Consider the following 26389-nt stretch of genomic DNA (forward strand, 5'->3'; position numbering starts at 1 on the left):
AAACCGGGGGGAGAAAGGCTGGCGAAGAACACCGCGGCGCGGTCCGCGCAGGCAGCTGGGGAGATGACAGAATCGTTGACGACGTCCGTCGCCCTGTCCAATGCATCGTCGATTGCAAACCGCGTGATCAATTGAAACCTCGACTTCCATTTGAGGGTCAACGACGAGGAACAACCTGCGCGGTGGGTGACAGCGCCAGGGTGGTCCCGATCGGCTGCGACTGCCGGGTCTGTAGACACACGGCAATCTTCTGGCGCCGGGTTTGTGACCCGAAGCGCCGCCGGATAATAACCACGTTTTTTGCTGGAGAGGCAAACAAAATGTAGGAAAAGTGCGAAATAAATATCGGGTGTTTCCTACGCCATCGGAATGATGGCCAAGCGACCGGGTTGTCATAAATGCGCCCGCGCAAACCTGCCCGTCCTTCAGGCATCCACTGTCGGAAAACCACGCAAAGACCCGGCCTGACAGCCAGGCAGTCGTCACTTCAAACACAGCCTTCAGGCGTCGCTAACAAGCGCTAACAACGCATAACTGGCAGTCGCTCACGTTCAAGGAGCAGGATTGAAGCTCACCGCTGAACGTCAGGCAACCTGCAGACATCATGGGTTGTCGCGGTCGGTCGAACGATGGTTTTGCGAGGGATCCGATCATGGCTGAAGGTTATCGCCAACATTGCCTGTGCGAGGCTGACCGACTCGGCAACGACGAACTGTATGCCTTGGTCACGGGCGCCGTCAGGCACGACAGGGCTGAATCCCAGCAACTGTTCGCAACGGTGACACCGTTGCTCATCGCCTATTTCGAAGGCCAGGTACAGGCCGGAAGGATCAGTCGCGAGGACACCGGCCGCCTCGTCCAGCAAGCCTTCAAGACCCTGTATCTCGAGCAGGCCCGGCATGACCCCGGCTTCCCGTTTCGGGCATGGCTCATCGAGATTGCACGATCCACGTTGCTCGACAACCTGGGCCATCGGGGCATCACAGCGCCGGACCACCACACGCCGCTAGCGGGTGCGTCTGCCGCGGAACGTCACGACACCCCACGCTCCTGCATCGATCTTTCGACGCAGTGAAAATCTTCACCAGAGAATGCCCATGATCAACATCGAAAAAACGCTCTACACCGCACAGACCCGCACCACGGGAGGCCGTGAGGGGACCGCACGCAGTCACGATGGTCGACTTGATCTCAGGCTCTCTCCACCGGGCGCACCGGGGACGGGAACCAATCCCGAGCAGTTGTTCGCGGTGTGCTGGTCGGCTTGTTTTCTCGGTTCCCTGCGCCACGCCTGCAACGCACGCAGGATCGGCTTCCCGGCAAACGCCGGGGTGGAAGCTCAAGTCGACCTCGTACACGCAGAGCACGGGTTCTTCCTGCAGGCCCGCCTGGCCGTTTCGTTGCCGGAAATCGAGCCGGAAGTGGCGCTCCAACTGATCGAAGCGGCGCACCAGAATTGCCCCTACTCCAAAGCCACGCGCAGCAACATCAACGTCAGCATCACCCTCGCCTGATCCTTCCTCCGTTGCTCCCGAACCGGCCAGCCGCCGACACGCCAGACACGCCTGCCCTGCCCGGCGGCCATGCAGCGACACCATGGTGCAATAGAGGGCTCCCAAGGCTTTTGATGTGATGGCGGCAAACCGACAAAAGCCAGGAGTAGCGCATGAAAAAGCTGACGACCGCCGCCGGCGCACCAGTGGTGGATAACAACAACTCGCAGACCGCCGGCCCGCGAGGCCCGGTGCTGTTGCAAGACGTATGGCTGCTGGAAAAGCTGGCGCATTTCGATCGTGAGGTCATTCCCGAACGGCGCATGCACGCCAAGGGTTCGGGGGCGTTCGGTACCTTCACCGTCACCCGTGACATCAGCCGCTATACCAAGGCCAGACTGTTTTCGAGCGTGGGCAAGACCACCGACATCTTCGTCCGGTTTTCCACCGTGGCTGGCGAGCGTGGTGCCGCCGATGCCGAACGTGACATTCGCGGGTTTGCCATCAAGTTCTATACCGAGCAAGGCAACTGGGATCTGGTGGGCAACAACACGCCGGTGTTCTTTCTGCGCGATCCGCTGAAATTCCCCGACCTCAACCATGCGGTCAAACGCGACCCGCGCACCAACCTGCGCAGCGCCCGCAACAACTGGGATTTCTGGACGCTGCTGCCCGAGGCGCTGCATCAGGTCACGATTGTCATGAGTGATCGCGGGTTGCCGCGCACCTACCGCCACATGCATGGTTTCGGCAGTCATACGTTCAGTTTCATCAGCCCGGCAAACGAGCGATTCTGGGTGAAATTCACCTGGAAGACCGAGCAAGGCATCGAGAACCTGACCGATCAGCAAGCCGCGACACTGATCGGCGATGATCGCGAAAGTGCCCAGCGCGACCTGTACACCAGCATCGAAGAAGGCCACTTCCCGCAATGGAAGCTCTACGTGCAAGTGATGCCGGAGCTGGACGCCGAGACGTACCCGATCAATCCCTTCGACCTGACCAAGGTCTGGTCCCACAAGGATTACCCGTTGATCGAAGTCGGTGTACTCGAACTCAACCGCAACCCCGACAACTACTTCGCCGACGTCGAGCAGGCAGCCTTCAACCCGGCCAACGTCGTGCCCGGCATCAGTTTCTCACCGGACAAGATGCTCCAGGCCCGCCTGTTCTCCTACGGCGATGCACAGCGTTATCGGGTCGGCGTCAATCATCATCAGATCCCGGTAAACGCCCCACGCTGCCCGGTCAACAGCTATCACCGGGACGGCCAGATGCGCACCGATGCGAACGCGGGCAGCACCCTCGGCTACGAGCCCAACAGCCATGGCCAATGGGCCGAACAACCGGATTTCAGCGAGCCACCGCTGGCCCTCAAAGGCAGCGCCGGGCACTGGGATCACCGCGAGGACGACGACTGTTTTTCGCAACCTGGCGCGCTGTTCCGGGCCATGACCATGGCCCAGAAACAGGCCCTGTTCGATAACACCGCGCGCTCGATTCATGGCGCCAGCGCTGAGTCGAAACAACGACACATCGACCACTGCACCCGGGCAGATCCGGCGTATGGCGCAGGAGTTGCGCACGCCATTGAGGCACTGGGCTGATCTGCAAAGACGCTGGCAGGCAGCCGAAACAACAACGCCCGGATCATCCGGGCGTTGTTGTTTGTACGGGTCAGTCAGGCAATGATTCGCGACTGAAGGCCTGCACCTCCTGCACCAGGCCGCGAGCCGCCATCTTCACCAGTTGCCGGCCCTTTTCCGGCGAAGCCTGGGCCGGATCCGAGCCCATGCGGCCATCGGGGTGACGGGCACGGAAGTCCGCGGCTTCGCGGATCGGGCCCCAGTTGGCGATCTGCGGCGAGTAGTCGGCCGACTTGATGGAATCGGGATAGGCCCACTGGGTCACGGCGATTTCCGAAGGCGTTGCATGAATGCCGTGGCCAGTCGGGAACTGGTCACGGGCCAGCTCATTCACGCCTTCCAGATCCCACCAGTTGCAGAGTTTCAGGGCGAACCCGGCCTTGCGCCGGGCAAAACTCGCCTCGGCGTACAGCTCCGAAAACGCCGCTTCGATCGAGGCGATGTTGCCGCCGTGGCCATTGAGGAAAAAGATCTTTTCAAAGCCATGGGCGGCCAGCGAACGGGTCCAGTCCGCGATGGCCGCGATGAAGGTCGAGGGCCTGAGCGAAATGGTGCCGGGGAAACCGAGGTGATGTTGCGCCATGCCGATATTGAAAGTCGGGGCGATCAGGATGTCTGCACTTCTCTGCGCTTCATGGGCGATGATCTCCGGGCACATCCAGTCGGTGCCCAGCAGGCCGGTCGGCCCGTGCTGTTCGTTGGAACCGATCGGGATGACGATGGTGCGGCTGCGTTCGAGGAATTGGGCGATTTCGGACCAGGTCGATAGGTATAAAAGCATCAGGATTCTCACTCTTCGAAGGTTCCTCGCGGAACGAGGGTTGGCGTTCAATGCACCTGCAACAGCAGCGTCATTGATAACACCCGCCTCCCTTCGACGACAGAATACGAAGGTATCGGAATCGGCAGAACGCCCTAATCGCGAACGAGAAACTCACGGGGCGATTCGCCCATCACCCGTCTGAACATCGCACTGAAGGCACTCTGGCTGGCATAGCCCAGGTCCCGGGCAATCACCCCGACGGACTGCCCTTTGTCGAGCCGGTCGATGGCGGTCGCCAGCCGCACCTGCTGCAGCCAGTGGCGGAAATTCAGGCCGGTTTCATTGACGAACAGGCGAATCAGCGTGCGCGAACTGGCGCCGACCCGGTCCGCCCAATAGCCGATCGAATGGTCTTGTCCGGGGTCCTGCAGAATCGCCTCGCACACCGTGACCAGTCGCCTGTCGACCGGCCACGGCACTTCGATCGGCAACGTCCGCGCCGCCTGCAGTTCACTGAGTATCAACGCCACAATGTGCGCGTTGCGCCCTTCCTGCGGGTATTCGATCGGCTGGTCGGCCAAGGCCAGAATCAACTCGCGCAGCAGTCCGGGGATCTCCAGCACCTTGCAGTGATCGCCCAGCCCGGCGCAGACCTGCGGCTCAATGTAGATCGAGCGCATCCTGACCGCGCTCAGCATCAACTGGTCGTGGATCACCCCGGGCGGAATCCATAACGCCCGCTTCGGCGGCAGGATCCACAATCCGCGTTCGGTGGCCACCCGCATCACGCCGTTCGAGGCATACAGCAACTGCCCGTGCCGATGCACGTGCGGCTCGTTGTATTCACCGGTGGCCTGATCGCGCACCAGCACGGTCATCACCCGCGGCACATCCTGATAGTCGGGATAGCGTTCGCTGCGCGGCGCGGACTCACGTCTAGCGACGACCTTGCGCACCTCTTGTTTCATCGCTTGGAGTCTCCTGAAAACAGCCCTTGATCGTAGTAAGGCGACGATTGTCACTTTGACGACAAACCCTGGCACTTGCCATGGCCGGCCCATTGTTAGCCTTGCGCTCATTGTTCATCAATGAGGCTTTCCCAATGGCAATCACCCGCAATCTCTCCAGCAGCCAGCAGGCCATTACGGCGGTGATCGGCCTGCTGATCCTGTCCATCGCCCTGCGGCCGCCGATCATTTCGGTGGGGCCGATCCTGCTGTTGATCCAGCAGCACTTCCAGTTGAGCTACACCCAGGCCGCGCTGCTGACCTCGATCCCCGACGTCTGCATGGGCGTGTTCGCGCTGGTGGTTCCGAGCCTGGCCAGACGCTTCGGGATCGATCGCAGTGTGGTTGTCGCACTGACGCTGCTGGGGGCCTCGACCTTGCTGCGGGAACTCTCGCCGAATGCATTTTTCCTGCTCGGCAGTACGTTCTTCGCCAGCGTCGGCATTGCGGTTGCCGGTGCAATGACCGGCGCGTGGATCAAGACTCACTTTGCACAACGACCGGCACTGTTCATGGGCATCTATGCCGGCGGACTGAGCCTGGGCGCGACCCTCGCGGCAGTGCTCAGCGCGCCGATTGCCGAGCTGGCGCAGGACTGGCGGGTCGGCGCCGGTATCTGGAGCATGCTGTGTGTCACCGCCATCGCCAGTTGGGTGTGGATGGCACGGCGTTTTGCGACCCCGGCGCCAGTGGTGAAATCGCTGTCGCACCAGCGCAAGCGTCTGCCGTGGGGCAATCCGCAGGCGTGGCTGATCGCGTTGAATTTCGGTGCCGGTCAATTCGTGGTCTACGCCCTCTTCGCCTGGATGGCGCCTGCGTCGGTGGAAGCGGCCACGTCGAGTGTGTCCCCGGGCATCCTGCTGGGCATTTTTACGGCGGTGTTCGCCGTGGCCAGCGTGGGTGCGGGACTGATTCCGGGCAAGGCCCACGACCGGCGCGGCCTGCTCGGACTGTCGGCGTTGCTGGCCCTGCTGGGGCTGGGCGGCATGGCGTTCCTGCCGGCGTACTGGCCGATGCTGTATGTGGTGCTCGCAGCCATCGGGCTGGGCATGGGTTTCACCGTGGCCATGACCTTGCCGCTGGATCACGCCAGCACCAGCGAACAGGCCGGATTGTGGACGGTGTTCATGCTGTTCATCGGTTACCTGATCGCCGCGCTCGGCCCGCTGCTTTTTGGTGCCCTGCGCGAATACACCGGACACTATGGCCCGGCGTACACCTTGCTGTTCGCGGTCCTGCTGTTGATGCTCGGCATCACTCCCCTGCTCAGACTGGCACCGGCAGCATCGCCACAGGTGTCCGCTGCCTGAGCGGGAAGTGACAGACCTGCGACGCGCCTCGGCACGTCGCAGGGTTTCAGTTGGCCGCAGCGGCTTTCTCAATCAATCGGGCCACCGGCGCCGGGTTCGACACCATCACCACGTGAGAGCCGCCCTTCACCACCTCCACTGCCTTGGCATCCGCACGCTGGGCCATGAACGCCATCGCCTGGGGCGGGATGTTCCTGTCCTTGTCGCCGTAGATGTACCACGACGGAATGTGCTTCCAGGCAGGCGTGCCGGCTTGCTCGTTCAGCGCTGCTTCGGTGACCGGGCGCTGGGTCGCGGCCATCAGCGCCGCTTGTGCAGCCGGGACATCGGCGGCGAACTGATCGTGAAACTTGCTCTGCTGGATGTACAAGTCCTTGCCGCCGTCGGCCAGCGCAACAGGTGCCGCCAGTGTCGGGCCAAGGGTGCTGCCGGGAAACTTGCCGGCGAGTCCGGCAACGGTTTCGCCGGCCTCGGGCGCAAAGGCACTGACATAAACCAGCGCTTTGACATTGGCATGATCGTTGGCCGCCTCACTGATGACATTGCCGCCATAGGAGTGACCGACCAGCACCACCGGCGCCTGGATGCTGCCGAGCAAGGCCGAAACCGCCGCGCCATCGCTCTTGACGCCGCGCAATGGGTTGGCGGCGGCGATCACCGTGTAGCCATCCTTCTCGAGAATTTTCGCCACGCCGTTCCAGCTCGATGCGTCGGCAAACGCGCCGTGCACGAGTACCACGGTCGGTTTGGCGGATTGGCCGAAGGCACTCACGCCCAGGCACAGGCCGGCAGCGAGGGTCAACGCAGTCAATGTTCTTTTCATGTGACAACTCCTTGTGTGACGGGATCAGGGGGCGTATCGGGTGAAGACATAGTCATGGTTCTGCACCCGCGCCTGATGGCAGGCGAAACAGGTCTGGTGCTGGGCTTCATCGGCAGGTTTACCGTTGATGAAGCGGCCGAATCCCCAGCCGCCGGTCGAGGCGTATTTGCGCGAGTCCTTGACCATCACCTGAACGGTGGTGGCCGCCCCCGGAATCGAGGCGGGTTCGAACTCCGGCGACTGCACGTGTTTCCACGCCAGCTTGACCAGCACCGTGCCGTCGGGAAACGGCAGCGTCTTGCTCTGGTAAGCCTTGATCGCCCGGTCATTGCCCAGCACCGCGCGCAATTCATCCAGCGGCGCAGCTTCCTGGGCCGGGGCAATCAGCGCCCACTGGCGATAGTTTTTCGGCAGCTTCACGCCGTAGATCGGCGAGGCGTCGCCATCATCGGCCTCGCCCAACGCGACACCGGTGGCGGCCAATGCCGCGAGTGCAATGGCCGCCGGCAACACGGCCCAATGGTTGAGTTTCATCGTCAGATCCCCTTCGGCCAGCGATCAGAGATGATCGGCATCGATCACTGCCTGAGCGAATGCCTGCGGCGCTTCCTGCGGCAAGTTGTGGCCGATACCACCGCTGATCAGCCGGTATTCGTATTTGCCGGTGAAGCGTTTGGCGTAAGCCTCGGCCGGTGGATGCGGCGCGCCATTGGCGTCGCCTTCCAGGGTGATGGTCGGCACGCCGATCGAAGGGAATGCCGCCAGTTTTTTCTCCAGCGGATCGTATTGCGCTTCCCCTTTGATCAGCCCCAGACGCCAGCGGTAGTTGAAGATCGACACGGCGACGTGATCCGGGTTCTGCAACGCGGCGGCGCTGCGGTCGTAGGTCGCATCGTCAAAGTTCCACTTCGGCGACGCCAATTGCCAGATCAGTTTCGCGAAGTCATGGGTGTTTTTCTCGTAACCCAGACGACCGCGCTCCGTCGCAAAATAGAACTGATACCACCACTGCAACTCGGCAGCCGGCGGCAACGGAGTCTTGCCGGCGTCCTGGCTGCCGATCAGGTAACCGCTCACCGCCACCAGCGCTTTCACCCGTTCCGGCCAGAGCGCGGCGACGATATCAGCGGTGCGCGCACCCCAGTCGTAGCCGCCGAGTACCGCCTGCTTGATGTTCAAGGCGTCCATGAAGTCGATCAGATCCTTCGCCAGCGCCGAGGGCTGGCCGTTGCGCACGGTTTTGGCCGACAGAAAGCGCGTATCGCCATAACCGCGCGCATAGGGAATCAGTACCCGATAGCCTTTCTGCGCCAGTGCCGGGGCCACGTCGGTGTAGCTGTGAATGTCGTAGGGCCAGCCGTGCAGCAGGATCACCACCGGCCCGTCGGCGGGGCCGGCTTCCGCGTACGACACGTCCAGCAGTCCGGCCTTGACGTGTTTCAGCGCGCCGAAAGAAACGTTGCTGCCGGCGGTGATCGCGTCGATCTTGCCGCCGGGTACTTCGGCGGCGCTGGCGTAGGCCGAGGCGATGCCCAGTGCAAGCGCCAGCATCGAAACGGCGAGCACGCGCCGGGATTGAGTTACAGCGTTATGGTCAGTCATGCCGAGTCTCCCTCGTGAACCGCCGGGCGGCGGTTCCGGGCTTTGGTTGAAGGGCTTAGCGTTAAAGGAATTGCCGATTGAAGGGCTAGCGCGCGGCCTGAGCCGCAGTTTTCTGCGCAGCCGCGCGCAGTGGCCGGAAGGCTTCGCGCAGTTCTTCGCTGAACAATTGCGGTTGCTCCCATGCCGCGAAGTGACCGCCCTTGCCGACTTCGCTGAAGTAGGCCAGCGATGGATAGGCACGTTGCGACCAGACTTTCGGCGCACGGTAGATTTCGTGGGGGAACACGGTGATCGCCACCGGCACCTTGATGTCCGCGGTCTTTTGCGCGGCGGCACTGAAGTTATTGTTGTTGTTCTCCCAGTAGAAACGGGAGGACGAGGCGCCGCTGTCGGTCAGCCAGTACAGGCTGATGTCGTCGAGCATTTCATCGCGGCTCAGCACCTTCTCGGGCTGACCGTCGCTGTCGGTCCAGGCGGCGAACTTTTCATACATCCACGCCGCCGTGCCGGCAGGCGAATCCGCCAGCAGATAACCGATGGTCTGTGGCCGGGTCACCATCATTGCGCCATAGGCCGCGTTGCGCCCGAAGAACTTGCTGAGCGAGTTGAACGCCGTCAGTTCCGGGCCGCTCAGCCCAGCCGGAGCCGGGTCTCCGCCATTGATCGGCTTGACCAGTTCCGGTGGCACGGTGGCGGGCATATTCAAGTGAATGCCCAGCAAACCGGGCGGTGCCAGACGACCCAGTGCATCAGAAATCACCGAACCATGGTCGCCCCCCTGAGACACGTAGTGGGTGTAACCCAGACGCTTCATCAACACATCCCAGGCTTTCGCCACCCGGTCCGGACCCCAGCCGAGTTCGGTCGGCTTGCCGGAAAAGCCGTGACCGGGAATCGACGGAATCACCACATCGAACGAGTCCTCGACCTTGCCGCCATAGGCCACGGGATCGGTCAGCGGGCCGATAGTCTTGAGGAACTCGAATTGCGAACCCGGCCAGCCATGGGTGAGGATCAGCGGCATCGCGTTGGGGTTGCGCGAGCGCACGTGGATGAACTGAATGTCGACGCCATCAATCGTGGTCACGAACTCCGGCAAGGCGTTGAGTTTCGCCTCTGCCTTGCGCCAGTCATAACCGCTGCCCCAGTACTTAACCAGGGCCTCGACCTGCGCCAGTTGCACACCCTGGGACACGTCGTTGACCGTTTCCTTGTCGGGCCAACGGGTGTCGGCGATGCGTTTGCGCAGATCAGTCAATTTCGCTTCGTCCACATGAACGTGGTACGGGCGAATGGCTTGCGACTGATCGGTTGTCGGGCCGGTGGCCCAGGCGCCGCTGCTGCCTGCCAGCACGGCAAGGCCCAGGGCCCCTCTTCTGATGGCTGACGCCAGGCAATGGCGCCATGTGGAACCGCACGTAACCGCAACCATGTTGGATCTCCTTGTAGTCATTATTCGAAAGGCATCGCCAATCGGATCAGACCACCCCGCCACCCTCGCAGCGATTACACGATGGTGTCGGTCGATACCTTGGTATGAGGCGCAAAATCGCGCTCGAATTCAGCAGCGGTTAACGGGCAAAATGCGGCAGGGATACGGCTCGGCGAGCCGGCCCATTCGAATGACCTGGCAGAACAAGGATTGCGGATGCGTGGGGAAACAGCGCTCGAACGCCCGTGCGGCATGCCATCGACCACTTCGCGGTGGTGGGTGATCGGGCTGTGCATGCTGTTCAACGTGATCGACGGGCTGGACGTGATGGCCATGGCCTTCACCGCCAGCCGGGTGTCAGCGGAGTGGACGTTGAACGGTGCGCAAACGGGCCTGTTGTTGAGCGCCAGCCTGGTCGGGATGGCGCTCGGATCGCTGCTGGCCGCGCCGAGGGCCGACCGCTTCGGGCGCAGGCCGTTATTGCTCGCCGGCCTGCTGCTCGGCGGACTGAGCATGTTGCTGTCGTTCTGGAGCCAGGATCATCACGTATTGATGCTTTTGCGACTGTTGACCGGCATCGGCACGGGGGCGGTGCTGGTGGGGGCGAACGTGCTGACGTTCGAGCACGCCAGCGCGCAGCGGCGCAACCTGGCCATCGCGTTGCAGTCCCTCGCCTTCGCCATGGGCGCCAGCCTGGGCGGGGTGCTGGCGCACGTATTGAATGATTTCATGGGCTGGCGGTATGTCTTTCTCGCGGGGGGCTGTATCACGCTGGCGGCGGCGTTGGCGGGCGTCTTCTGGCTGCGAGAGTCACCATCATTTCTGGCACTTGAACGCCGTGGGCCTGTCGCTCCAACGTCGCCTGACAAGGCAATCCGACCGTTTTCGTCCGGTCAGTGGCAACAGACCACGTCGCTGGCGCTGGCACTCTTTCTGTTGATGTTCTGCTTTTACTTCGTGATGAGCTGGACCCCGAGTCTTCTGGTTCTTAACGGTTTTACCGATCGGCAAGGCGCCCGGATCGGCGTTCTGTTGGCGTCGGGGGGCATGCTCGGCGCCCTGTTGCTGGGACTGGCGGCCAATCGGTATGGCTGCCGGCGATTGTCGTCGGGTTTCCTGCTGCTCAACGCCGCCCTGTTGCCACTGATGGTGCCGGCCTCGCACTCGCCCGGTCTGGCCGCGCTCGTGGCCGTCACACTTGGCCTGATGCTCAACGGTGCGGTCGCCGCCCTGTATGTCCTGGCCCCTCAGGCGTTCTGCACATCAGTCCGTACGACCGGCGTCGGCGTGGTGCTGGCGATGGGGCGCCTGGGGGCGATCATTTCGCCGATAGTCGCCGGTTTTCTGCTGGATGCCCGATGGACCGCGCAAGAGCTGTTCACGTTCTTCGCCGGCAGCCAGATGTTGGCAGCGCTGCTGATCTGGCGTGGCACCAAGGAACAATGATTAGCTTGCCCGTCGTATTGCGCGACTCGATATCGCGATGGGCCTGCTGCGCGCCGTCCAGTGAATAACGCTGGCCGATGAAGGTTTTCAGTTTGCCGGTGCTGACCCACGCGAACAGTTGCCGGGACTTTTCCAGCAGGAGCTCGCGGTTGCGCACGTAGTGCATGACCGAGGGATACGTCAGCTTGATACTGCGCGGCACGCTGAAGATATCGATCGGCGGGATCGGGTCCATGAACGGCCCGTACAAGGCCAGGGTGCCGAAATGCTCCAGCAGGTTCAACGATTCGGCGAAGCCCTCCGCACCGGTGCCGTCGTACACCACATTCACCCGCTGCCCCTCCGTCAGGCGCATGACCTGGCCGGCAATGTTGTGCGCCCGCCCGATCACAGCGTAATCGGCACCCGCCGCGAGTACGGCCTCCACCTTGTCGGCGTGAGATACCCGGCCAATGACCTTGCCGCCCCGCAGCTTGATCAACTGGGTCAGCATCAGCCCCACGCCCCCCGCCGCCGCGTGCACGAATGCCACATCGCCCGGCTGGATCGCATGCACCTTGTCCACCAGATTGCTGGCGGTCAGGCCCTGCATCATCAGGCTGGCGGCGGTGCTGAAGTCGATCTCGTCCGGCAACGGCACCAACTGGCTGACCGGGGCGATCACCTGTTCGGCGTAGCTGCCCGGCACGTAATGCCAGGCCACGCGGTCACCGACAGCGAATTCCTTCACCTGCGATCCGGTGGCTGAAACAATGTCGGCGCCTTCCGCCCCCGGCGTCAGCGGCAGCTCCCAGGCCGCGCCGAGGCCGCGACGGACACCGGTGTCCATGAAATTGATACCCGCCGCCATGACCTTGACCAGGACTTGTCCGGGCCCCGGTTCAGCCAGTTGAATGTCTTGCACCGTCAAGACTTCGGGCCCGCCAAAGGCCTGGATCACGACTGCTTTCATTGTGTTCTGCCCTGCCACAGGGACGACCTGTCCTGCTGCCGTTCGGGTGGCAGGAGCGCGGACGTCACGTTGTCTTCATTCAATCGTCGGAGGACGTTGAAACCAGCGCCAAGGGTGGCCGGGTGGTGTATCCGCGCAGTTTCGCGAACAGGCTCATTTGCATGCTTGTGTGGCTTGAGGGGCCGTAGATACAGTGACTTACAAAAGCCGCAGGCGGTCTGTGATGCGCATCGCAATGCGTGAGGGCGGCCGATATTCGCGGCAAGCGACACCAAAGTATGATGGGCGAGTGCCATCAGAAGGCGCATCTTTGTTCAACGGTGACTGCACAATGAGAATCGACATGGCGAACGAGCGGGAGCGCGTCATCGAAGACGGTCCAGGCCACGTCAATGACGGGGGCCTGCCAATGTCCGAGGCCGACTCGATCATCGACAGCATTCCGGCCATGGTCGCCTTCATGACACCGTCCGGCGAGCTGGAGCAGGTCAACCGGCAAATCCTGGACTACATCGGCATCCCCCTCGAAGAACTGAAAAACTGGCAGGCCAGCGACACCGTGCACCCGGACGATCTGCCATCGGTCGGCGCGGCGTGGATGCACTCGGTCGGCACCGGCACACCCTATGATATCGAGCATCGGATTCGGCGCGCCGACGGTGTCTATCGCTGGTTTCATGTGCGCGGCCTGCCGGTCAGGAACAGCGAAGGCACCATCACTCGCTGGTGCGTGTTGCAGGTCGATATCGACGAGCGCCGACGGGACAAGGTCTTGATCGCCAAAGCCCTCGCGGAGGTCAGCAGCTCGGAGGAGCGCCTGCGCGGCATCATCGATGCCGTTCCCGGATTCGTCTGGAGCGCGTCCCCCGAAGGCAGTGTCGGATTCGTCAACCGGCGCTGGTGCGACTACACCGGCATGTCGCTCGAAGAGGCGTGCGGCGATGGCTGGGTGGCATCGATCCATCCCGACGACGCTCCCGGACTGGGCGGTTACTGGCAGGCGCTTCTGCACTCGGGCAATGCCGGTGAGTACGAGGCTCGCCTGAAACGCTTCGACGGCATTTATCGCTGGTTTCTGATTCGCGCCGTGCCCCAGCGCGATGAGGCGGGCCGGATCGTGCGCTGGTATGGCGAAAACACCGACATCGAAGACCGCAAACAGGCGGAAGCCTTTTTGGCCAAGGCCCGTTCCGAACTGACGCATCTGGCCAGAGTCGCCAGCCTGGGGGCAGTCACCGCGTCCATTGCCCATGAGGTCAATCAGCCGCTGGCCGGCATCATCACCAACGCCAGCACCTGCCTGCGCATGCTCGGAGCCGATCCGCCGAATGTCGACGGAGCCCTGGAAACCGCGCGCCGCACCATTCGCGACGGCAATCGCGCGGCCGATGTGATCAACCGCTTGCGAGCGTTGTTCTCGAAAAAAAGCATCACGATTGAAAACGTCGACCTCAATGACGCCGCACGGGAAGTCATCGCCATGCTGCTGGGCGAGCTGCAACGCAACGGCGTGGTGCTTCATCCTCGATTCGCCGAGGCCCTGCCGCCGGTCAGGGGCGACCGGGTCCAGCTTCAACAGGTGATCCTCAACCTGATCATGAACGCTGTCGAGGCCATGAGCAGCATCACCGGTCGCTCCAGAGACTTGATCGTCAGCACCGGCCAGGAACAAGACCGGAGCGTTTATCTGGCGGTGAAGGACAGCGGCACCGGGGTCGATCCACAGGACATGGAGCGGATTTTCAATGCCTTCTACACCACCAAAAGCTCGGGCATGGGGGTCGGTCTGTCGATCAGTCGCTCCATCATCGAACACCACGACGGGCAACTCCGGGCCTCTGCCAACGACGGCCCGGGTGCGACGTTCGCCTTTTCAATCCCGTACGCTGACAACCGCGAGGCCTGTGATCGCGTCATGGAGAATCACTGATGGGTAAGTACTTGCTCGTATCGGTTGTCGATGATGACGAGTCGGTTCGTGAATCACTGCCTGACCTGATCAGGGAGTTCGGATTCGCTGTCCAGGCGTTCGCCTCGGCGCAGGCGTTTCTGGCGTCGCCTTATCTCGGCCTGACCGATTGCCTGATTCTCGATGTGGCCATGCCGGGCATGTCCGGGCCGGATCTGCACAAGGAACTGCTGCGTCGCGGCTATCGCATTCCGGTGATTTTCATCACCGCTCACGCCGACGCCAGCCAACAGGCAAAGCTGTTGAATACCGGCGCGGTGGAGTGCCTGTTCAAGCCCTTCAGTGAAGCGCAACTGGTCAAGGCCCTGAGCGCTGCCCTGCCCCTCGACTGAACGCGAAGCGGTAAAGAAAAGGAATCGACATGTTGAACTCGAATCACACAGTGTCCCCCGGCCATGGAGCATTGCCGATGAGTGATGTCACGCCTGTGGTGTTCGTTGTGGATGACGACGTCTCCGTGCGCGAGTCGCTGGAACTGATGATCCGATGCGCCGGCTGGCAGCCACGACTCTTCGAATCCGCGCAGGATTTTCTCGCCGAGCCCCGCGCGCGGGTACCCAGTTGTCTGGTACTGGATATCAACCTGCCTGACTTGAACGGTCTGGATCTGCAGACGTCCCTGGCTGACGAGCGCTACAACATGCCGATCATCTTCATCACCGGGTACGGAGACATTCCGCGCACGGTGCGGGCCTTGAAAGCCGGTGCGGTGGAGTTTCTGACCAAACCGTTCAACGATGATGAGCTGCTGACCGCCATGGGCGATGCGCTCGAAGGCAGCCGGGCGGCTCTGGAAGGTGAAAAAGCCCTGCACTCCGTGCTTGAGGCCTACAAGACCCTGACGCCCCGCGAACAGGAAATCATGGCCGCGGTAGTCAGTGGTCGTCTGAACAAACTGATCGCCGCAGACCTCGAGATCAGCGAGATCACGGTCAAGGCCCACCGGGGCAAGGTCATGCGCAAGATGAAAGCCCGTTCACTGGCAGATCTGGTGAAAATGGCGGCGCTGATCACCCCCGCGTGACGCCAAGGCTTTTCCAGAGGCTTTCCAGCCGGCGCAGGTCAAGGGTGTCGAAACCTTCCGAGACCTGATCGCGACAAGCACCGAGCAACGCCTTGGCCTGCTCCGCCCTTCCCTGTTCCAGCCAGAGCCTGGCCAGATCCATCGAAGTCCTCAGCTCCCATGCCCAGGCCCCCTGATCGCGGCTCAGCGCGATGGACGCCTCAAGAAGAGTCGTGATGGCCTGAACATTTTCGCCATCGATTTCCTTGAGAATTCCGGCCTTGATCCGCAGCAGTTCCGGCAATGCGAAGGCGTCGCCGCTCTGACGACAGTGATCGATGGTGCCGTCCACCAGCATCAGCGCCTTCGCGTGTTGCCTACCCAGAATCAGGCCCTCGGCCAGCGCGATTTCAAACGATGTCGTGAGCAGTTCGTAGCGCATGCCACGCAGCCGCGCCAGGCTTTCCTCCAGCAGCGGCACCGCATCGCCAGGCTGTTCGGCGCGGATCGCAATCGCCGCCCGCAAGCCATGGGCGGCGGCAATATAAGGGCCCAGGGCGTTGGTCTCGGCCACGGCACTGAACCGTTCAAGGCTGGCGGCCGCCTTCTCCAGATCGCCGGTCCAGATGTAGATGCACAGAATCCAGACCATGGCGATGCAGTAGGTGACCGGATGCTGCAGCGCCGACGCTTCGGCTTCTATCAGTTCGGCCCAGTGCCGGGCCTGATCGGGAAAGCCCTGCAACCACAGCGAACGGGCCAGTGCCAGCCCGGTGCGATTGCGGTGATCGAAGCCGTAGTAGATGGTGTGGCTGGGATGGGACGGCAAACTGTTGCGCAGCGAGCGTTCCAGCTCCTGGCGCGCCAGACGCTGATCGCCCAGCAGATGATGGGAGATGCCGGTCAGCGATGAAGCGATTGCGATGGCCGCCGGCTGATTCAGCAGGTTGCCGACAACGGCTGCCTGCTCCGCCCACGCCAGCGAAGAAGGGAAATCACCAATGCGTTCGTAGAAAATCTGCAAGCGGCCAAGCAGCCTCAACTGCGAGCCGTGGTCAGCCAGCGCAACAGCAATGTCCAGCGCCCGGAGCAAGGCCTTCTCGGCCGCTTCGCTGTTGCCCTGGGTGAACATCAGCACCAGCCCGAGCGCCGCCTGCAGTTCCATTTCGGTCGACGTGCCGTAGTACCCCAGTTCGAGCAGTTCCACGGCCCGGGCACACCAGGTCCGGCACTCGACCAGCAAGGAAAAATGCAGGAACAGAGGTGCACTCGCCGCTGCCAGGGGCAACGCCAGGCCCGGATCGCCATGGGGCCCGAAGCTCCACTCCAGCGCACTGCGTACATTACCCAACTGACTGGCAAGGCGCGCAAAGTTGCGGAAAAACTCATCGGGCGAGGTGCCGGGATGCCCCAGCAGATCCATGTAATACGCCGCATGCCTGAAGGCCAGCGAGTTCACTTCGGCATCGCCTCGGGCCGCCAGTTTCTCCCGGGCATAGGCGCGTGTCATCTCGAGCAGCCGATAGGAATCCGTCGAATCACTGTGATCAACCGTGACCAGCCCCTTGCACACCAGATCATCGAGGATCGCCGCCACCGCAGGGCCTTCGGACTGAGACTCGGCAACCACCTGGGACGCCGCCTCTTGAGAGAACGGCCCGACAAACACCGACAATCGCTCCAGCGCCAGACGCTCCGGCGCCGACAACAGGTCGTAACTCCAGTCGAGCATGGAACGCAGCGTCTGATGCCGCGGGACCGCCGTCCGGCGCCCCGACCAGCCCAGTGAAAAACGCTCGCCGAGCAAGGCGTGCGTGGCCTTCAGGCCGTGGCTGGCAACCCGCATCGCCGCCAGTTCGATCGGCAGGGCCATGCCCTCCAGACGCTGGCAGATGTCCGCGATCATTTGCCCGCCATCCGCCTCCAGCAGCAACGCCGCATTGCTCGACGACGCGCGCTCTACAAACAGTTTGATCGCTGCGAATGCCAGCAGCTCCTGAGTGGACAGGTGCCGGGACTCGCGAGGAAACTCCAACGGATTGAGCCAATGCACGTATTCGCCACGCACCCGCAACGGCTCGCGACTGGTGGCCAGAATGCCCACGTCGGGCGCGCTGTCGCTGATCTGTTCCAGAAGGGTTGAAACGGCGTCGATCAGGTGTTCGCAATTATCGATGACCAGCATCAGCCGCTGTTCGCGCAAATGCGCCAGCAAAACGAACATCGGATCTTCGGCCTGCACGGCGATTTCCAGCGAGCGGGCCAGTGCTGAAGGCACCAGCGTGCAGTCTTCCACCTGCGCCAGGTCGACGAAGCAGACGCGTTCGTAACCCTGGGCCGCAATGCGATGCGCCACCTCGATGGCGAGGCTGGTCTTGCCGACGCCACCGGGACCGACGAGGGTGAACAACCTGGGCTGCTGCAGGTGATCGACGACCAGTTGCAGGTCGGTTTCGCGCCCGATCAGCTTCGCCCGCGGCGGCAGGCTGCAGGCAGCCCTTAAATGCCCGGATTCCGTGGGCGTAGGCTGAACCCCGGACAGTTGCCTTTCCAGCGGCGCCACGAAGGCATAACCCACACCCACCTGGGTCGCGATATAACGCGCGTGCTCCTCGCCATCCCCGAGAATCCGCCGCAGACCCGTCATGTGGAAGCGCAGACTGCCTTCGGCAACCACGCTGTCGGGCCACACCTTTTCGATCAGATCGTACTTGGACAGCACCCGCCCCGGCTGCTCGAGCAAGGCAATCAGCAGATCCAGCGCCCGACCGCCGATCTCCACCGCAACCCCGTTTCTGGTCAGCAGCCTTTTACCTGGAACGACGCAAAACGGCCCGAACACAAACCGGGTCATGAGTGATTCATGCAAAGCGTCTGGAATAGACTCCACGAGGGGCGATCTCACTGGGAAACGAAGGGGGCGTCGCCGGTTGCAAGCCACAGGCGCAGGCCCTTTGCATCATAGGAGTTTTGCACGGTCGTTCAAGCCTGACGCGTGCGGAGTGAGAACTTCAGCTCGTAATTTCGGCCCCTATGTTCGTAGCCCCCTTCGTTCGCAAATCGATGCCTGCGTCGAACATCAGTCGCGATAGCGTGCAGCCGGCTCACTCCGCGACAGATCAGGCATCAGCTTCTGGCGCGCCGCCTCGTAGGCATCCCAGTCGGCGATTTCGGGAAGTGCCGGAATGGTGACGAACTCGCCTTGGTCGAGGCCGGACAACGCAGCGTCCACCATATCGTCCGCCCGCATCACAATCGCCTCCGGCAGATGCTCCAGCGGTGTGCCGGCCACGCTCCAGAATTCGGTGGCCGTCGCGCCGGGCAGCACCACCTGGACCCGGACATTTTTGTCCGCCAGTTCGTGACGCAAGGATTGGCTGAACGCGAGGACGAAAGCCTTGGAGCCGCCGTAAACGCCGTTCAACACCTCCGGGGCAATGGCCACGATCGAGGCGATGTTGACCAGCGTGCCGCCGCCACGGGCGACGAAACCCGGGACCGCCGCGTAAGTCAGGCGCATCAGCACGTTCACGTTGAGCGTGAGCAGGTCTTCGAGCTTGTCGACGTCTGACTCCAGCAAAGGATGAGTCGCACCAACCCCGGCATTGTTCACCAGCAGAGAAATGTTGGCGTCCGTTCTGAGGCGATCTTCGACCCGCGCCAGATCGGCTTTTTCGGACAGGTCGGCAGCCAGGACTTCAACGCGACGGCCGGTTTCTTCACTCAGGCGCTTGGCCAGAACATTCAGGCGGTCGCGATTTCGCGCGACCAGGATCAGGTCATGGCCACGGCGGGCCAGGCGTTCAGCGTAGATGGCACCGATGCCGGACGAAGCGCCGGTGATCAGGGCGGTACCGAGGCGGGATTGAGTCATGTCGAGTCTCCAGGGTTGTGGGAAGTACTGGAGAACAGGATGCGACGGCTTGGCCATATCTCAAATGACGTATATGGTATGGATTCAGGACATCCGAGAAATCATCATGCATCGCATCGGCTACTTGCTCACCGACGGTTTTCAGGTGCTCTCCCTGGCGACTCAAGCCGTTTTCGAGTTCGCCAATCAGATCGCCGAAGCGCCCTTCTACAGCATCGAAAACTTCTCGCCGGACGGCGGCATGGTGCGCTCCTCACTGGGGCTGGCCATGGAAACCCGCCCGCTCGAAGCGCCCGGGCTGGCCGACACCTGGATCGTTGTCGGGGTCAACGATCCGGAAAAAACCGACACAGCCTCCGCTGTGCTCGACTTCGTGCGCCAGGCCGGCAATCAGGCGCGGCGCACTGTCGGCATCTGCACCGGCGGCTTCATCCTCGCCGAAGCCGGCCTGCTGACCGGACGCCGCGCCACAACCCACTGGGCTTACGCGCAGGCCTTGCAGAAGCGCCACCCCGAAATCAGCGTCGACGTCGACCGCATCTATATCGTCGACGGCCCCTTCTGGACGTCGGCGGGCATGACCGCCGGCCTCGACCTCGCCGTCGGCATGGTGGAAAAGGATCTGGGCGCCGACGTCGCCCGCTCGGTGGCGCACAAACTGGTGATGCACCAGCACCGCTCCGGCGGGCAGTCGCAGCATTCGGAAATGCTCGACCTCGCCCCCAAGTCCGACCGAATCCAAAGCGCACTGAACTATGCACGGCAACATTTGAGCCGACCGCTCAGTGTCGAAGAACTGGCCGGCGTGGCACACCTGAGCCCTCGCCAGTTCACCCGCATATTCAGCGCAGAAACCGGCCAATCCCCCGCCAAAGCCATCGAAGGCCTGCGCCTGGAGGCCGCTCGATTGATGATCGAACAGAGCCGGCATTCCCTTGATGTGGTGGCCAGCGAATCCGGTTTTCGCGATCGGCGGCATATGCGGGAAGCGTTTATCCGAGGCTTCGGTGTGCCTCCGCAGGCGGTGCGGCGGGATGCGCGGCAAGTGGTGGGGAAAGTGTAGATATCGCGGACTGACTAGGCGTCCCCTTTGTTCGAACGTCGATATGTGCAGAAAAAAATATGGCCGAGGTCGTCAGTTACACCTGAGAACCTCGGCCATTTACTTTTCGGCTATTGAGCGACAGCCATCAACCGATCACGTCTTCACCTCGACATGATCCAGCGCCTGATTCACCGCCAACCCCGCGACCATCACCACTTGCGCAATGCCCAGCGCCGTTTTGCGGTGGCCGGGTTCCAGGATAGCGGCGAAGTTGCTGAGCATTTCGCTGGCGGAATCGAGGGATTCGCTGGCGTTGGCCAGGAGGGATTCGCTGTTGTAAGCGGGGTTGGCCAGGAACATGGGGTCATGTTTGTGGTGGCTGCCCATGATGCGTTGTTGTGGGGTGAGGTAATGGTCGAGGGCGCGTTCGGCGGCTTCGTTGAGGGTGCGGGAATCGGGGAATTGATAGGGGGAAACCGGGTCGGTTTCGGGTGGGTTGGGTGTTGGTTTGATCATGGTGAAACTCCATATGGGACTTAAGGAGCCATCACTCTCGCTACCAAACGAGGGGTGGTGGCCATACGAAGGTTGGTAGACCGGCCCATATGGAAAATCCGGCGCGCCCGAAGACGCCCTGCGCATGGCCACCATAAGTCAGATACCGAAAAGGCATCCGCGCTAGGTGACGTTATGCGTCATATGGGGAACCGGGCTACCAAACCCGATCACTGTTTTTCAGTGACCATGGAACGATAAAACCCGCGCCCTAGACGCACAAGCCGGCGGATTCTGGCGTAGTCGTAGGCAATGACGCAAGGTTGTGTAGCCTTGAGGAAGTAACAGTAGGTATCTTTTAAACAGGTTTTTTGGAGGTGGTTAAACGGGTGAATCAAGAGCGGCTTTCACCCTTTGTTTTTGAAAGATCTCGGTGGAGGGATGGTCTGTCTATCACCATCGCGTTTACCCTCCGTCAAGGCGCACCTGAATCAGGAAAGAAATGAAGTTCACCAAGGAAATCACCGCAGCCTTCCCCGTCAGCAATCCGATGCCACCACTACTGGAGCAAGCCCTTCAGCTATTGGAAGAACACGGCTGTGTCCGGACACACCGCGACGGTGAGCGCTACATGACCCTGCATCCGGAACCTGAAAACAGCGATATCGCCACGACCACTTTCTACGTTCCGGATCCTGCCTTTACCGCGCTATGGACCCGTAGTGACGACCCCGAAGTGAATCACCGACTAACGATATTCTTGAGAACCGGAGGTGACGGTTCGTGGGCCGGACTGTGGCTGGACGACAACGGGCAGCAACGAATTGTCCATCTGGGCTCGGGATCAGGATCCGACATGCTCTGTGTGCTGACCGATAACGTGCAGGATCTATTGCGCCTGCTGGCGATCGGGTACGACGAACTCTGCTGGCCAGAGCAGTTCCAGCTGACGCCTGAAGAAGTGCGAGAAAAGGAATACGGCGATGACTCTTACCCGCCACCACCGCTTCTGTTGCGGGCCCATGTAGAGCGGGCACTTGGGTTGAGCATTCCGGCGAGAGCGTCGGAGGTTGTTACCGGCACTGAAAGTATGGATGCGCAGGAATCGGACGATCCATTTTGGAATTGGCTTAAGCGGGTTAATGGGGAGTAATCGTCTTTGTTTACTAAAAGCTCAAATGACAGAAGCTACCATTACAGTAGCTTCCGCCAGCGACAACCTATTTTTTCGTGGACTTGCTAGGTTTTAAGTCGGGATTATTTCCTTGCGTGTTTTTATTGTCACGACGACGCTTATCAACTTCACCAGTTGATTCAGCAATTGGCTTTGGGCCTGGTTTAAGTGCCATAAATCTCTCCTTGATGTTGACATTGGTTGTTGCAGATTCACCTTAGTAGCAACGACGGCTACTTTCAAAAAAATGGGGAATAATCGCCTTTGTCCGGGCGTCCGCTTTCGGCCAGAAGCGGACATTGGGAGGCCGACCGCATCCGGCCAATAGCGGACGTTTAGAGTAGGGAAATAAATCTGTCCCCTTTTCCAGTTTGGCGCTCCATCACCCAGTCCATTGCGGCCTTGCCGTTGACCAGGTGATCTAAGGCCGCCTCGGGAATCCGAAGCGATAGTACTTTCACTTGTTTCGAGGGAACTGGGTGAGTGCATGTGCGAAATTGAACACGATCTGAGCACCGCTTGCATAGCTGCGGATCAGTCACTTCGGCGCGTCCGAAGACGCCCTACGCATGGCCACCATAAAACAGAGGACGAAAAAGTCCCTGCAAACTGGTGTTGCGATGCGACAGGTAAACCGGGCTACCAAACCCGATCACTGTTTTTTCAGTGACCCGGAAACGATAAAACCCGCGCCCCAGACGCACAAGCCGGCGGATTCTGGCGTAGTCGTAGGCAATGACGCAAGGTTGTGTAGCCTTGAGGGCGTAACGGATGGTGTCTTTTAAACGTGGTTTTTGGGTGGTTAAACGGGTGGCTCAGGAACGGCCCTCACCCTTTGTTTTTTGACCGGCTGCTTTCGGCCATAAACGGACGTTGGCTAACGACCGCTACCGGCCAATAGCGGTCATTCAGATGTGTCTATAAAGCCCGGGGCGATTCAATGCTGTCGAGCGTCTGGTACTATAGAACACCAATTTGACAGGTATCTGCGAGTTGTAAATGAACGTTAAGAACTTGAAGCCAGAGTACATTTCCCACTATATAAATGATGGAGGAACTTATAGCTGAGTGAGTCATCAGGCAAAAATTTTACCATTAACTTATTTGGAATATGGAAGACAGGACTTTGATGAGCAGGACGGGGAACGGGCTTTAATTAACGCTGTTGGAAACGCCAAAAGAGCTTTTCATCTACAAACAGAAACTCTGTGCAATGCCCTAGGATGGAAAGTTGCCTACAAAAATAAGCAACTAGGTTTCGACAAGCGACTGGAGTATCTTTCCAAATGCGGAATATTGTCACCTCGCATTTTGTCCAGATTAAATAAAACACGAAACCGTGTCGAGCACGAATACATTGTACCCACTACAGAGCAGGTAGAAGACTATCTTGACATTGTGGAGCTATTCATCTTCGCGATCGGGCAAATCCTCGATAGATTTCCATATGAGATCTATTTTTCCTTGATGCAAGATGAGCATTATGATTCGACGCTGGAGTTGCCGAATAATTTCACATTTAAAATGAACAGTGGCAGCCTTGATTCTTTCACGATTGGTCAAAAAGGCGAGATCATTACGAAAACAATGACTGATGACGACTACTTTCCTTGGTTAAAAGCTATATTTACGCAGTATTTTCTAGTTTAAAGAAAAAGGGGACAAAAAAGGGAACCAATTTATTCCCAAGAGAATAAGCAAAAATGGGGACCAAAAATGGGGACGGATTTATTTCTAATAAAATAAATCCGTCCCCTTTCCTGTGTTACTCCTAACAGTGTGCGGCGATTAATTTTTTATAATCAAATACACTACTTGATGTTTTTTTGCTTTTTTGATTTAAGCATGGCTTTCTTTTGCGCACGATAGTATTCGATTATTGGGCTGCTATATTTGGCTTTGGTCATGGATGCGAATGTTTTATTTATATCCTCTATGCCCGATTCTTTTCTTATCATTTCTTTCGCATACCGCAATTGCGTTTGGAAATTCTTAATTCGCTCCAGCTTCTGATTTTCGTCTTCAATGTCCGGAATTTCTTCTACCCCCATCAGCAGTGTCATGCAATGAAGGCTTACCTCTTCGGGCAAATATAGACCATGGTTGTCGCACCATCCTGCAAATTCTATAATCGCATCACTTATCAACTCATATCGCTCTTCTGAGGGCAACTCAATTTCGCTGATTACTCGTTGACCGAGGGATCCGCACTCGGAAACACGCTGATAAAGCTCATCAAATATTTCGAGACGTTTGTCGAACGTCTTTTGGGCATAACTTTCAATTCGATTTTTTCTTCTTATAAACTCATTAAAAAATATCCCGATGATTACGCCAATCATCCCGATTAATGCAGCTTCCATATGAGTTTCCTCAATAAATTCATATAACTATTCATTTTTCACTTCACTCACTGCATCACCCATTTCTATAATCGGCAACCACAGCCAATCCGTGATTATACCTGGATTATCGCGCAGGTACTTTGTACCGCTACCAGAAGGATATGGCCGAAAGCAGTCATTCGTGGGCGACGGTAATCGGCCAATTGCTGTTAATCGGGAGAGCAGCAATTGACCCAGAGCAGTCATTTTGAGGGAGGTGAGCTAGTCAGAAGCAAGTTGCTCAGCAGGCCGCGCGAGGCATCGGATTCAATAGTCGAAGGATTGAGAACCTTTTTTATCGCTTCACGTACCTGGCGTTGCCCTTCGGTGCATTTCTTCTTGAACTCTTTGGCCTCGGAAGCCTTTTTTCTTAAAGCAGAAGCTAATCTTTCATGGCCGTACTCAGAGTGAGGCTCAAACTTGACTGCACGCTCCAAGTATTCACACGCCTCAGTTGGTAGGTCTTTATTAATCAGTAAGTTACCTATGTTAGCGGTTATCCACTGCGAAGAGCTTTCTGCATTCATTAGCTTTTCTGTTCTACGATAGGAATATAGCGCTTTATCGTATAAATCGAGTTGGAGACAGGAGTTCCCAAGATATCCCCAATATTCAATTGAGCTGGGGTCATCATGTGTCAGGCGATCAAGTAAATGTGCCCCAATATGATCCTGACCAAGCTCCTGAGCCAAGCGGGCGTACTTGAATCGAAGCCCCTTGTGGCTTGGATGCTTCGCGTAGCAACGCAGAATAACTGATAATGCTTCGTTCGTTTTTTCCTCTCGCTCAAGGGTCTCAGCCAAACGGATGGCTACTTCTGGAAAATCATCCGGTCCAATACGCTGCAGTTCAGCGATTTCATTAGCACTGTCAGTTTCATCCGAATGACACAGCGCAAGCGCCATAGCAATTTCGGAATCCTTCGGCCTTTTTTCCTGGACGGCAGACAAGAGTTCGATTGCTTTGCTGGCGTTGCCTTCCCAGCGAAGGAATGTTGCGACAATAGATTGAACACCTGAAAACTCAAAGTGCTCGTTGGCGTAGTTTGTTAATGCATCGATGTTGTTATCGTTACTTAGCTTGAACTCGCAGTAAAGAATCCAAGCTTTTCTGGTAAGCGCAGCTTCTCCCGACATGCTCTCTACTTCACTCTGGAGCGTAGCCTTGGCTTGGTCATACTTTTCTTCTACAAAGTCGAATAACCAATCGCGTCTTTCCAATTCCTCTACTATGCCGCCTTCTGTGCTTTCCTCTACGATAATCCGACCAGGAGCGATCCCGAGCTTCTTCATCTGAAGCCGGATTTGGTAGCACACAGAACCGGTAGCCGCCTGCATGCTGCCATCTTCGCGTGTTGACTCATATCTACCAGGCGTAACTCCTAAAAGATCAGTAGGGATATGTAGATCACCATCCGATGGCAGAATGAAAAAAACTCGCTCTCGTCCTAGTTTTCCGATGAAAAGGCCGAACTCAAAAAGTACATTATCCCTAACTGCAGGTGCAGTTGAATTCCTGATCCGGACCAAATCGTCCGGTGAAAATACGAATATAGCGAAGTCACTTTCCGAGAGGACCTTAGTCAAACTCTCCATCGTAGTTTGAGATAACTCAAAAACGCCTTGATCCCAGATGGTGACTTCCGCTTCGTGCAATAAGTTCTGCTGTACCGGATAAGCGACACTGAGTCCCTCAACGGATGAGCCGATGAAGACACGAGGTTTTGACATTGTTACTCCTATGGATGAAATCCTTTATGTCCTGGGATCTGGATGAACTCAGATTAGCGCGACGGCGAGAAAAAACAATGCAGAAGGTGACACGGATGAAGATTGCTAAGCGAGCGACTTACGATCCAACTTCAATCCTTCTGCGAAGTCTGCTTTTGGCCGATAGCAGCCATTCGCAGCCCCCGAAATCGCCCCTCCCTAAAACACTCACCCCTCACCAACCCGCCCCGCAACCCAAGCC

The 26389-nt window shown here is 59.3% G+C and carries 24 protein-coding genes; 11 read left to right on the forward strand and 13 right to left on the reverse strand.

From position 1 onward, the window contains the following. Positions 1-652: 652 nt before the first annotated feature. The 3 genes from CAG02_RS04440 (at position 653) to CAG02_RS04450 (ending at position 3100) form a co-directional block, all read left to right on the forward strand. A complete protein-coding gene (locus CAG02_RS04440) occupies positions 653-1075 on the forward strand; it encodes a hypothetical protein (RefSeq protein WP_085708527.1) in 423 nt (140 codons plus the stop codon). Positions 1076-1097: 22 nt separating this feature from the next. Beyond that, entirely contained in the window at positions 1098-1514 is a 417-nt protein-coding gene (locus CAG02_RS04445) for an organic hydroperoxide resistance protein (RefSeq protein ID WP_085708528.1), read from the forward strand. A 152-nt stretch (positions 1515-1666) separates the two neighbouring features. Then, positions 1667-3100, forward strand: coding sequence for a catalase (locus CAG02_RS04450; RefSeq protein ID WP_085708529.1), 1434 nt, complete (start codon positions 1667-1669; stop codon positions 3098-3100). A 70-nt stretch (positions 3101-3170) separates the two neighbouring features. On the opposite strand, the gene CAG02_RS04455 is transcribed toward CAG02_RS04450, so the two are convergent. Continuing rightward, a complete protein-coding gene (locus CAG02_RS04455; RefSeq protein WP_085708530.1) occupies positions 3171-3920 on the reverse strand; it encodes a creatininase family protein in 750 nt (249 codons plus the stop codon). A gap of 134 nt (positions 3921-4054) precedes the next feature. Further along, positions 4055-4870: a helix-turn-helix transcriptional regulator gene (locus tag CAG02_RS04460; RefSeq protein WP_085708531.1), complete on the reverse strand. Its 816-nt coding sequence runs from the start codon at positions 4868-4870 to the stop codon at positions 4055-4057. Between the two features lie 134 nt (positions 4871-5004). Here CAG02_RS04460 and CAG02_RS04465 point away from each other — a divergent pair, with 134 nt between their 5' ends. Beyond that, positions 5005-6219 (forward strand): CynX/NimT family MFS transporter, encoded by a 1215-nt coding sequence (locus CAG02_RS04465; RefSeq protein WP_085708532.1) that lies wholly within the window; start codon positions 5005-5007, stop codon positions 6217-6219. A gap of 46 nt (positions 6220-6265) precedes the next feature. Here the strand turns inward: CAG02_RS04465 and CAG02_RS04470 are convergent, their stop codons facing one another. The 4 genes from CAG02_RS04470 to CAG02_RS04485 form a co-directional block, all read right to left on the reverse strand. Further along, a complete protein-coding gene (locus tag CAG02_RS04470) occupies positions 6266-7042 on the reverse strand; it encodes an alpha/beta fold hydrolase (RefSeq protein WP_085708533.1) in 777 nt (258 codons plus the stop codon). Positions 7043-7066: 24 nt separating this feature from the next. After that, positions 7067-7576 carry a cytochrome P460 family protein gene (locus CAG02_RS04475; RefSeq protein WP_085708534.1) on the reverse strand — a complete coding sequence of 170 codons (510 nt, stop codon included), beginning with the start codon at positions 7574-7576 and terminating at the stop codon, positions 7067-7069. A gap of 24 nt (positions 7577-7600) precedes the next feature. Next, positions 7601-8644 carry an alpha/beta fold hydrolase gene (locus tag CAG02_RS04480; RefSeq protein WP_085708535.1) on the reverse strand — a complete coding sequence of 348 codons (1044 nt, stop codon included), beginning with the start codon at positions 8642-8644 and terminating at the stop codon, positions 7601-7603. A gap of 85 nt (positions 8645-8729) precedes the next feature. Then, the gene (locus CAG02_RS04485) at positions 8730-10076 is read right to left on the reverse strand and encodes an epoxide hydrolase family protein (RefSeq protein ID WP_085708536.1); all 1347 of its coding nucleotides are present in this window, start codon (positions 10074-10076) and stop codon (positions 8730-8732) included. A 216-nt stretch (positions 10077-10292) separates the two neighbouring features. On the opposite strand from CAG02_RS04485, the gene CAG02_RS04490 reads away from it, so the two are divergent. Continuing rightward, complete coding sequence (locus CAG02_RS04490) at positions 10293-11522, forward strand: MFS transporter (RefSeq protein WP_085708537.1); 1230 nt, start codon at positions 10293-10295, stop codon at positions 11520-11522. Here the strand turns inward: CAG02_RS04490 and CAG02_RS04495 are convergent. Continuing rightward, positions 11455-12474, reverse strand: coding sequence for a quinone oxidoreductase (locus CAG02_RS04495; protein WP_170931559.1), 1020 nt, complete (start codon positions 12472-12474; stop codon positions 11455-11457). The two genes, CAG02_RS04490 and CAG02_RS04495, sit on opposite strands and share 68 nt — an antisense overlap. Positions 12475-12817: 343 nt before the next feature. On the opposite strand from CAG02_RS04495, the gene CAG02_RS04500 reads away from it, so the two are divergent. From CAG02_RS04500 to CAG02_RS04510, 3 genes are all read left to right on the forward strand, one after another. Next, positions 12818-14404, forward strand: coding sequence for a PAS domain-containing sensor histidine kinase (locus CAG02_RS04500; RefSeq protein WP_256576887.1), 1587 nt, complete (start codon positions 12818-12820; stop codon positions 14402-14404). After that, complete coding sequence (locus CAG02_RS04505) at positions 14404-14775, forward strand: response regulator (protein WP_085708540.1); 372 nt, start codon at positions 14404-14406, stop codon at positions 14773-14775. Before CAG02_RS04500 ends, CAG02_RS04505 begins: the two co-directional genes overlap by 1 nt. 77 nt (positions 14776-14852) lie before the next feature. After that, positions 14853-15467, forward strand: a complete 615-nt coding sequence (locus CAG02_RS04510; RefSeq protein ID WP_085708541.1) for a response regulator transcription factor — start codon at positions 14853-14855, stop codon at positions 15465-15467. Here CAG02_RS04510 and CAG02_RS04515 read toward each other — a convergent pair. Together CAG02_RS04515 and CAG02_RS04520 are read right to left on the reverse strand one after the other, a co-directional pair. Continuing rightward, a complete protein-coding gene (locus CAG02_RS04515) occupies positions 15454-18336 on the reverse strand; it encodes a winged helix-turn-helix domain-containing protein (RefSeq protein ID WP_085708542.1) in 2883 nt (960 codons plus the stop codon). The genes CAG02_RS04510 and CAG02_RS04515 overlap by 14 nt on opposite strands. Positions 18337-18525: 189 nt before the next feature. After that, entirely contained in the window at positions 18526-19320 is a 795-nt protein-coding gene (locus CAG02_RS04520) for an SDR family oxidoreductase (protein ID WP_085708543.1), read from the reverse strand. A 106-nt stretch (positions 19321-19426) separates the two neighbouring features. On the opposite strand from CAG02_RS04520, the gene CAG02_RS04525 reads away from it, so the two are divergent. After that, the gene (locus CAG02_RS04525; protein ID WP_085708740.1) at positions 19427-20383 is read left to right on the forward strand and encodes a GlxA family transcriptional regulator; all 957 of its coding nucleotides are present in this window, start codon (positions 19427-19429) and stop codon (positions 20381-20383) included. A 135-nt stretch (positions 20384-20518) separates the two neighbouring features. Here CAG02_RS04525 and CAG02_RS04530 read toward each other — a convergent pair whose 3' ends face one another. Beyond that, entirely contained in the window at positions 20519-20881 is a 363-nt protein-coding gene (locus tag CAG02_RS04530) for a DUF6124 family protein (RefSeq protein ID WP_085708544.1), read from the reverse strand. 481 nt (positions 20882-21362) lie between these two features. Between CAG02_RS04530 and CAG02_RS04535 the strand changes: the two genes are divergently transcribed. Next, the gene (locus CAG02_RS04535; RefSeq protein WP_085708545.1) at positions 21363-22013 is read left to right on the forward strand and encodes a hypothetical protein; all 651 of its coding nucleotides are present in this window, start codon (positions 21363-21365) and stop codon (positions 22011-22013) included. A 67-nt stretch (positions 22014-22080) separates the two neighbouring features. On the opposite strand, the gene CAG02_RS29980 is transcribed toward CAG02_RS04535, so the two are convergent. Beyond that, positions 22081-22209: a hypothetical protein gene (locus CAG02_RS29980; protein WP_256576888.1), complete on the reverse strand. Its 129-nt coding sequence runs from the start codon at positions 22207-22209 to the stop codon at positions 22081-22083. An 893-nt stretch (positions 22210-23102) separates the two neighbouring features. Here CAG02_RS29980 and CAG02_RS04540 point away from each other — a divergent pair. After that, positions 23103-23684: a hypothetical protein gene (locus CAG02_RS04540; RefSeq protein ID WP_085708546.1), complete on the forward strand. Its 582-nt coding sequence runs from the start codon at positions 23103-23105 to the stop codon at positions 23682-23684. A gap of 161 nt (positions 23685-23845) precedes the next feature. On the opposite strand, the gene CAG02_RS04545 is transcribed toward CAG02_RS04540, so the two are convergent. Further along, entirely contained in the window at positions 23846-24397 is a 552-nt protein-coding gene (locus CAG02_RS04545; RefSeq protein ID WP_085708547.1) for a hypothetical protein, read from the reverse strand. A gap of 224 nt (positions 24398-24621) precedes the next feature. Next, positions 24622-26148: a TIR domain-containing protein gene (locus CAG02_RS04550; RefSeq protein ID WP_085708548.1), complete on the reverse strand. Its 1527-nt coding sequence runs from the start codon at positions 26146-26148 to the stop codon at positions 24622-24624. Positions 26149-26389: the final 241 nt, after the last annotated feature.

This window comes from Pseudomonas sp. R43(2017) (genome assembly GCF_002112345.1).
GTDB lineage: Bacteria > Pseudomonadota > Gammaproteobacteria > Pseudomonadales > Pseudomonadaceae > Aquipseudomonas > Aquipseudomonas kribbensis.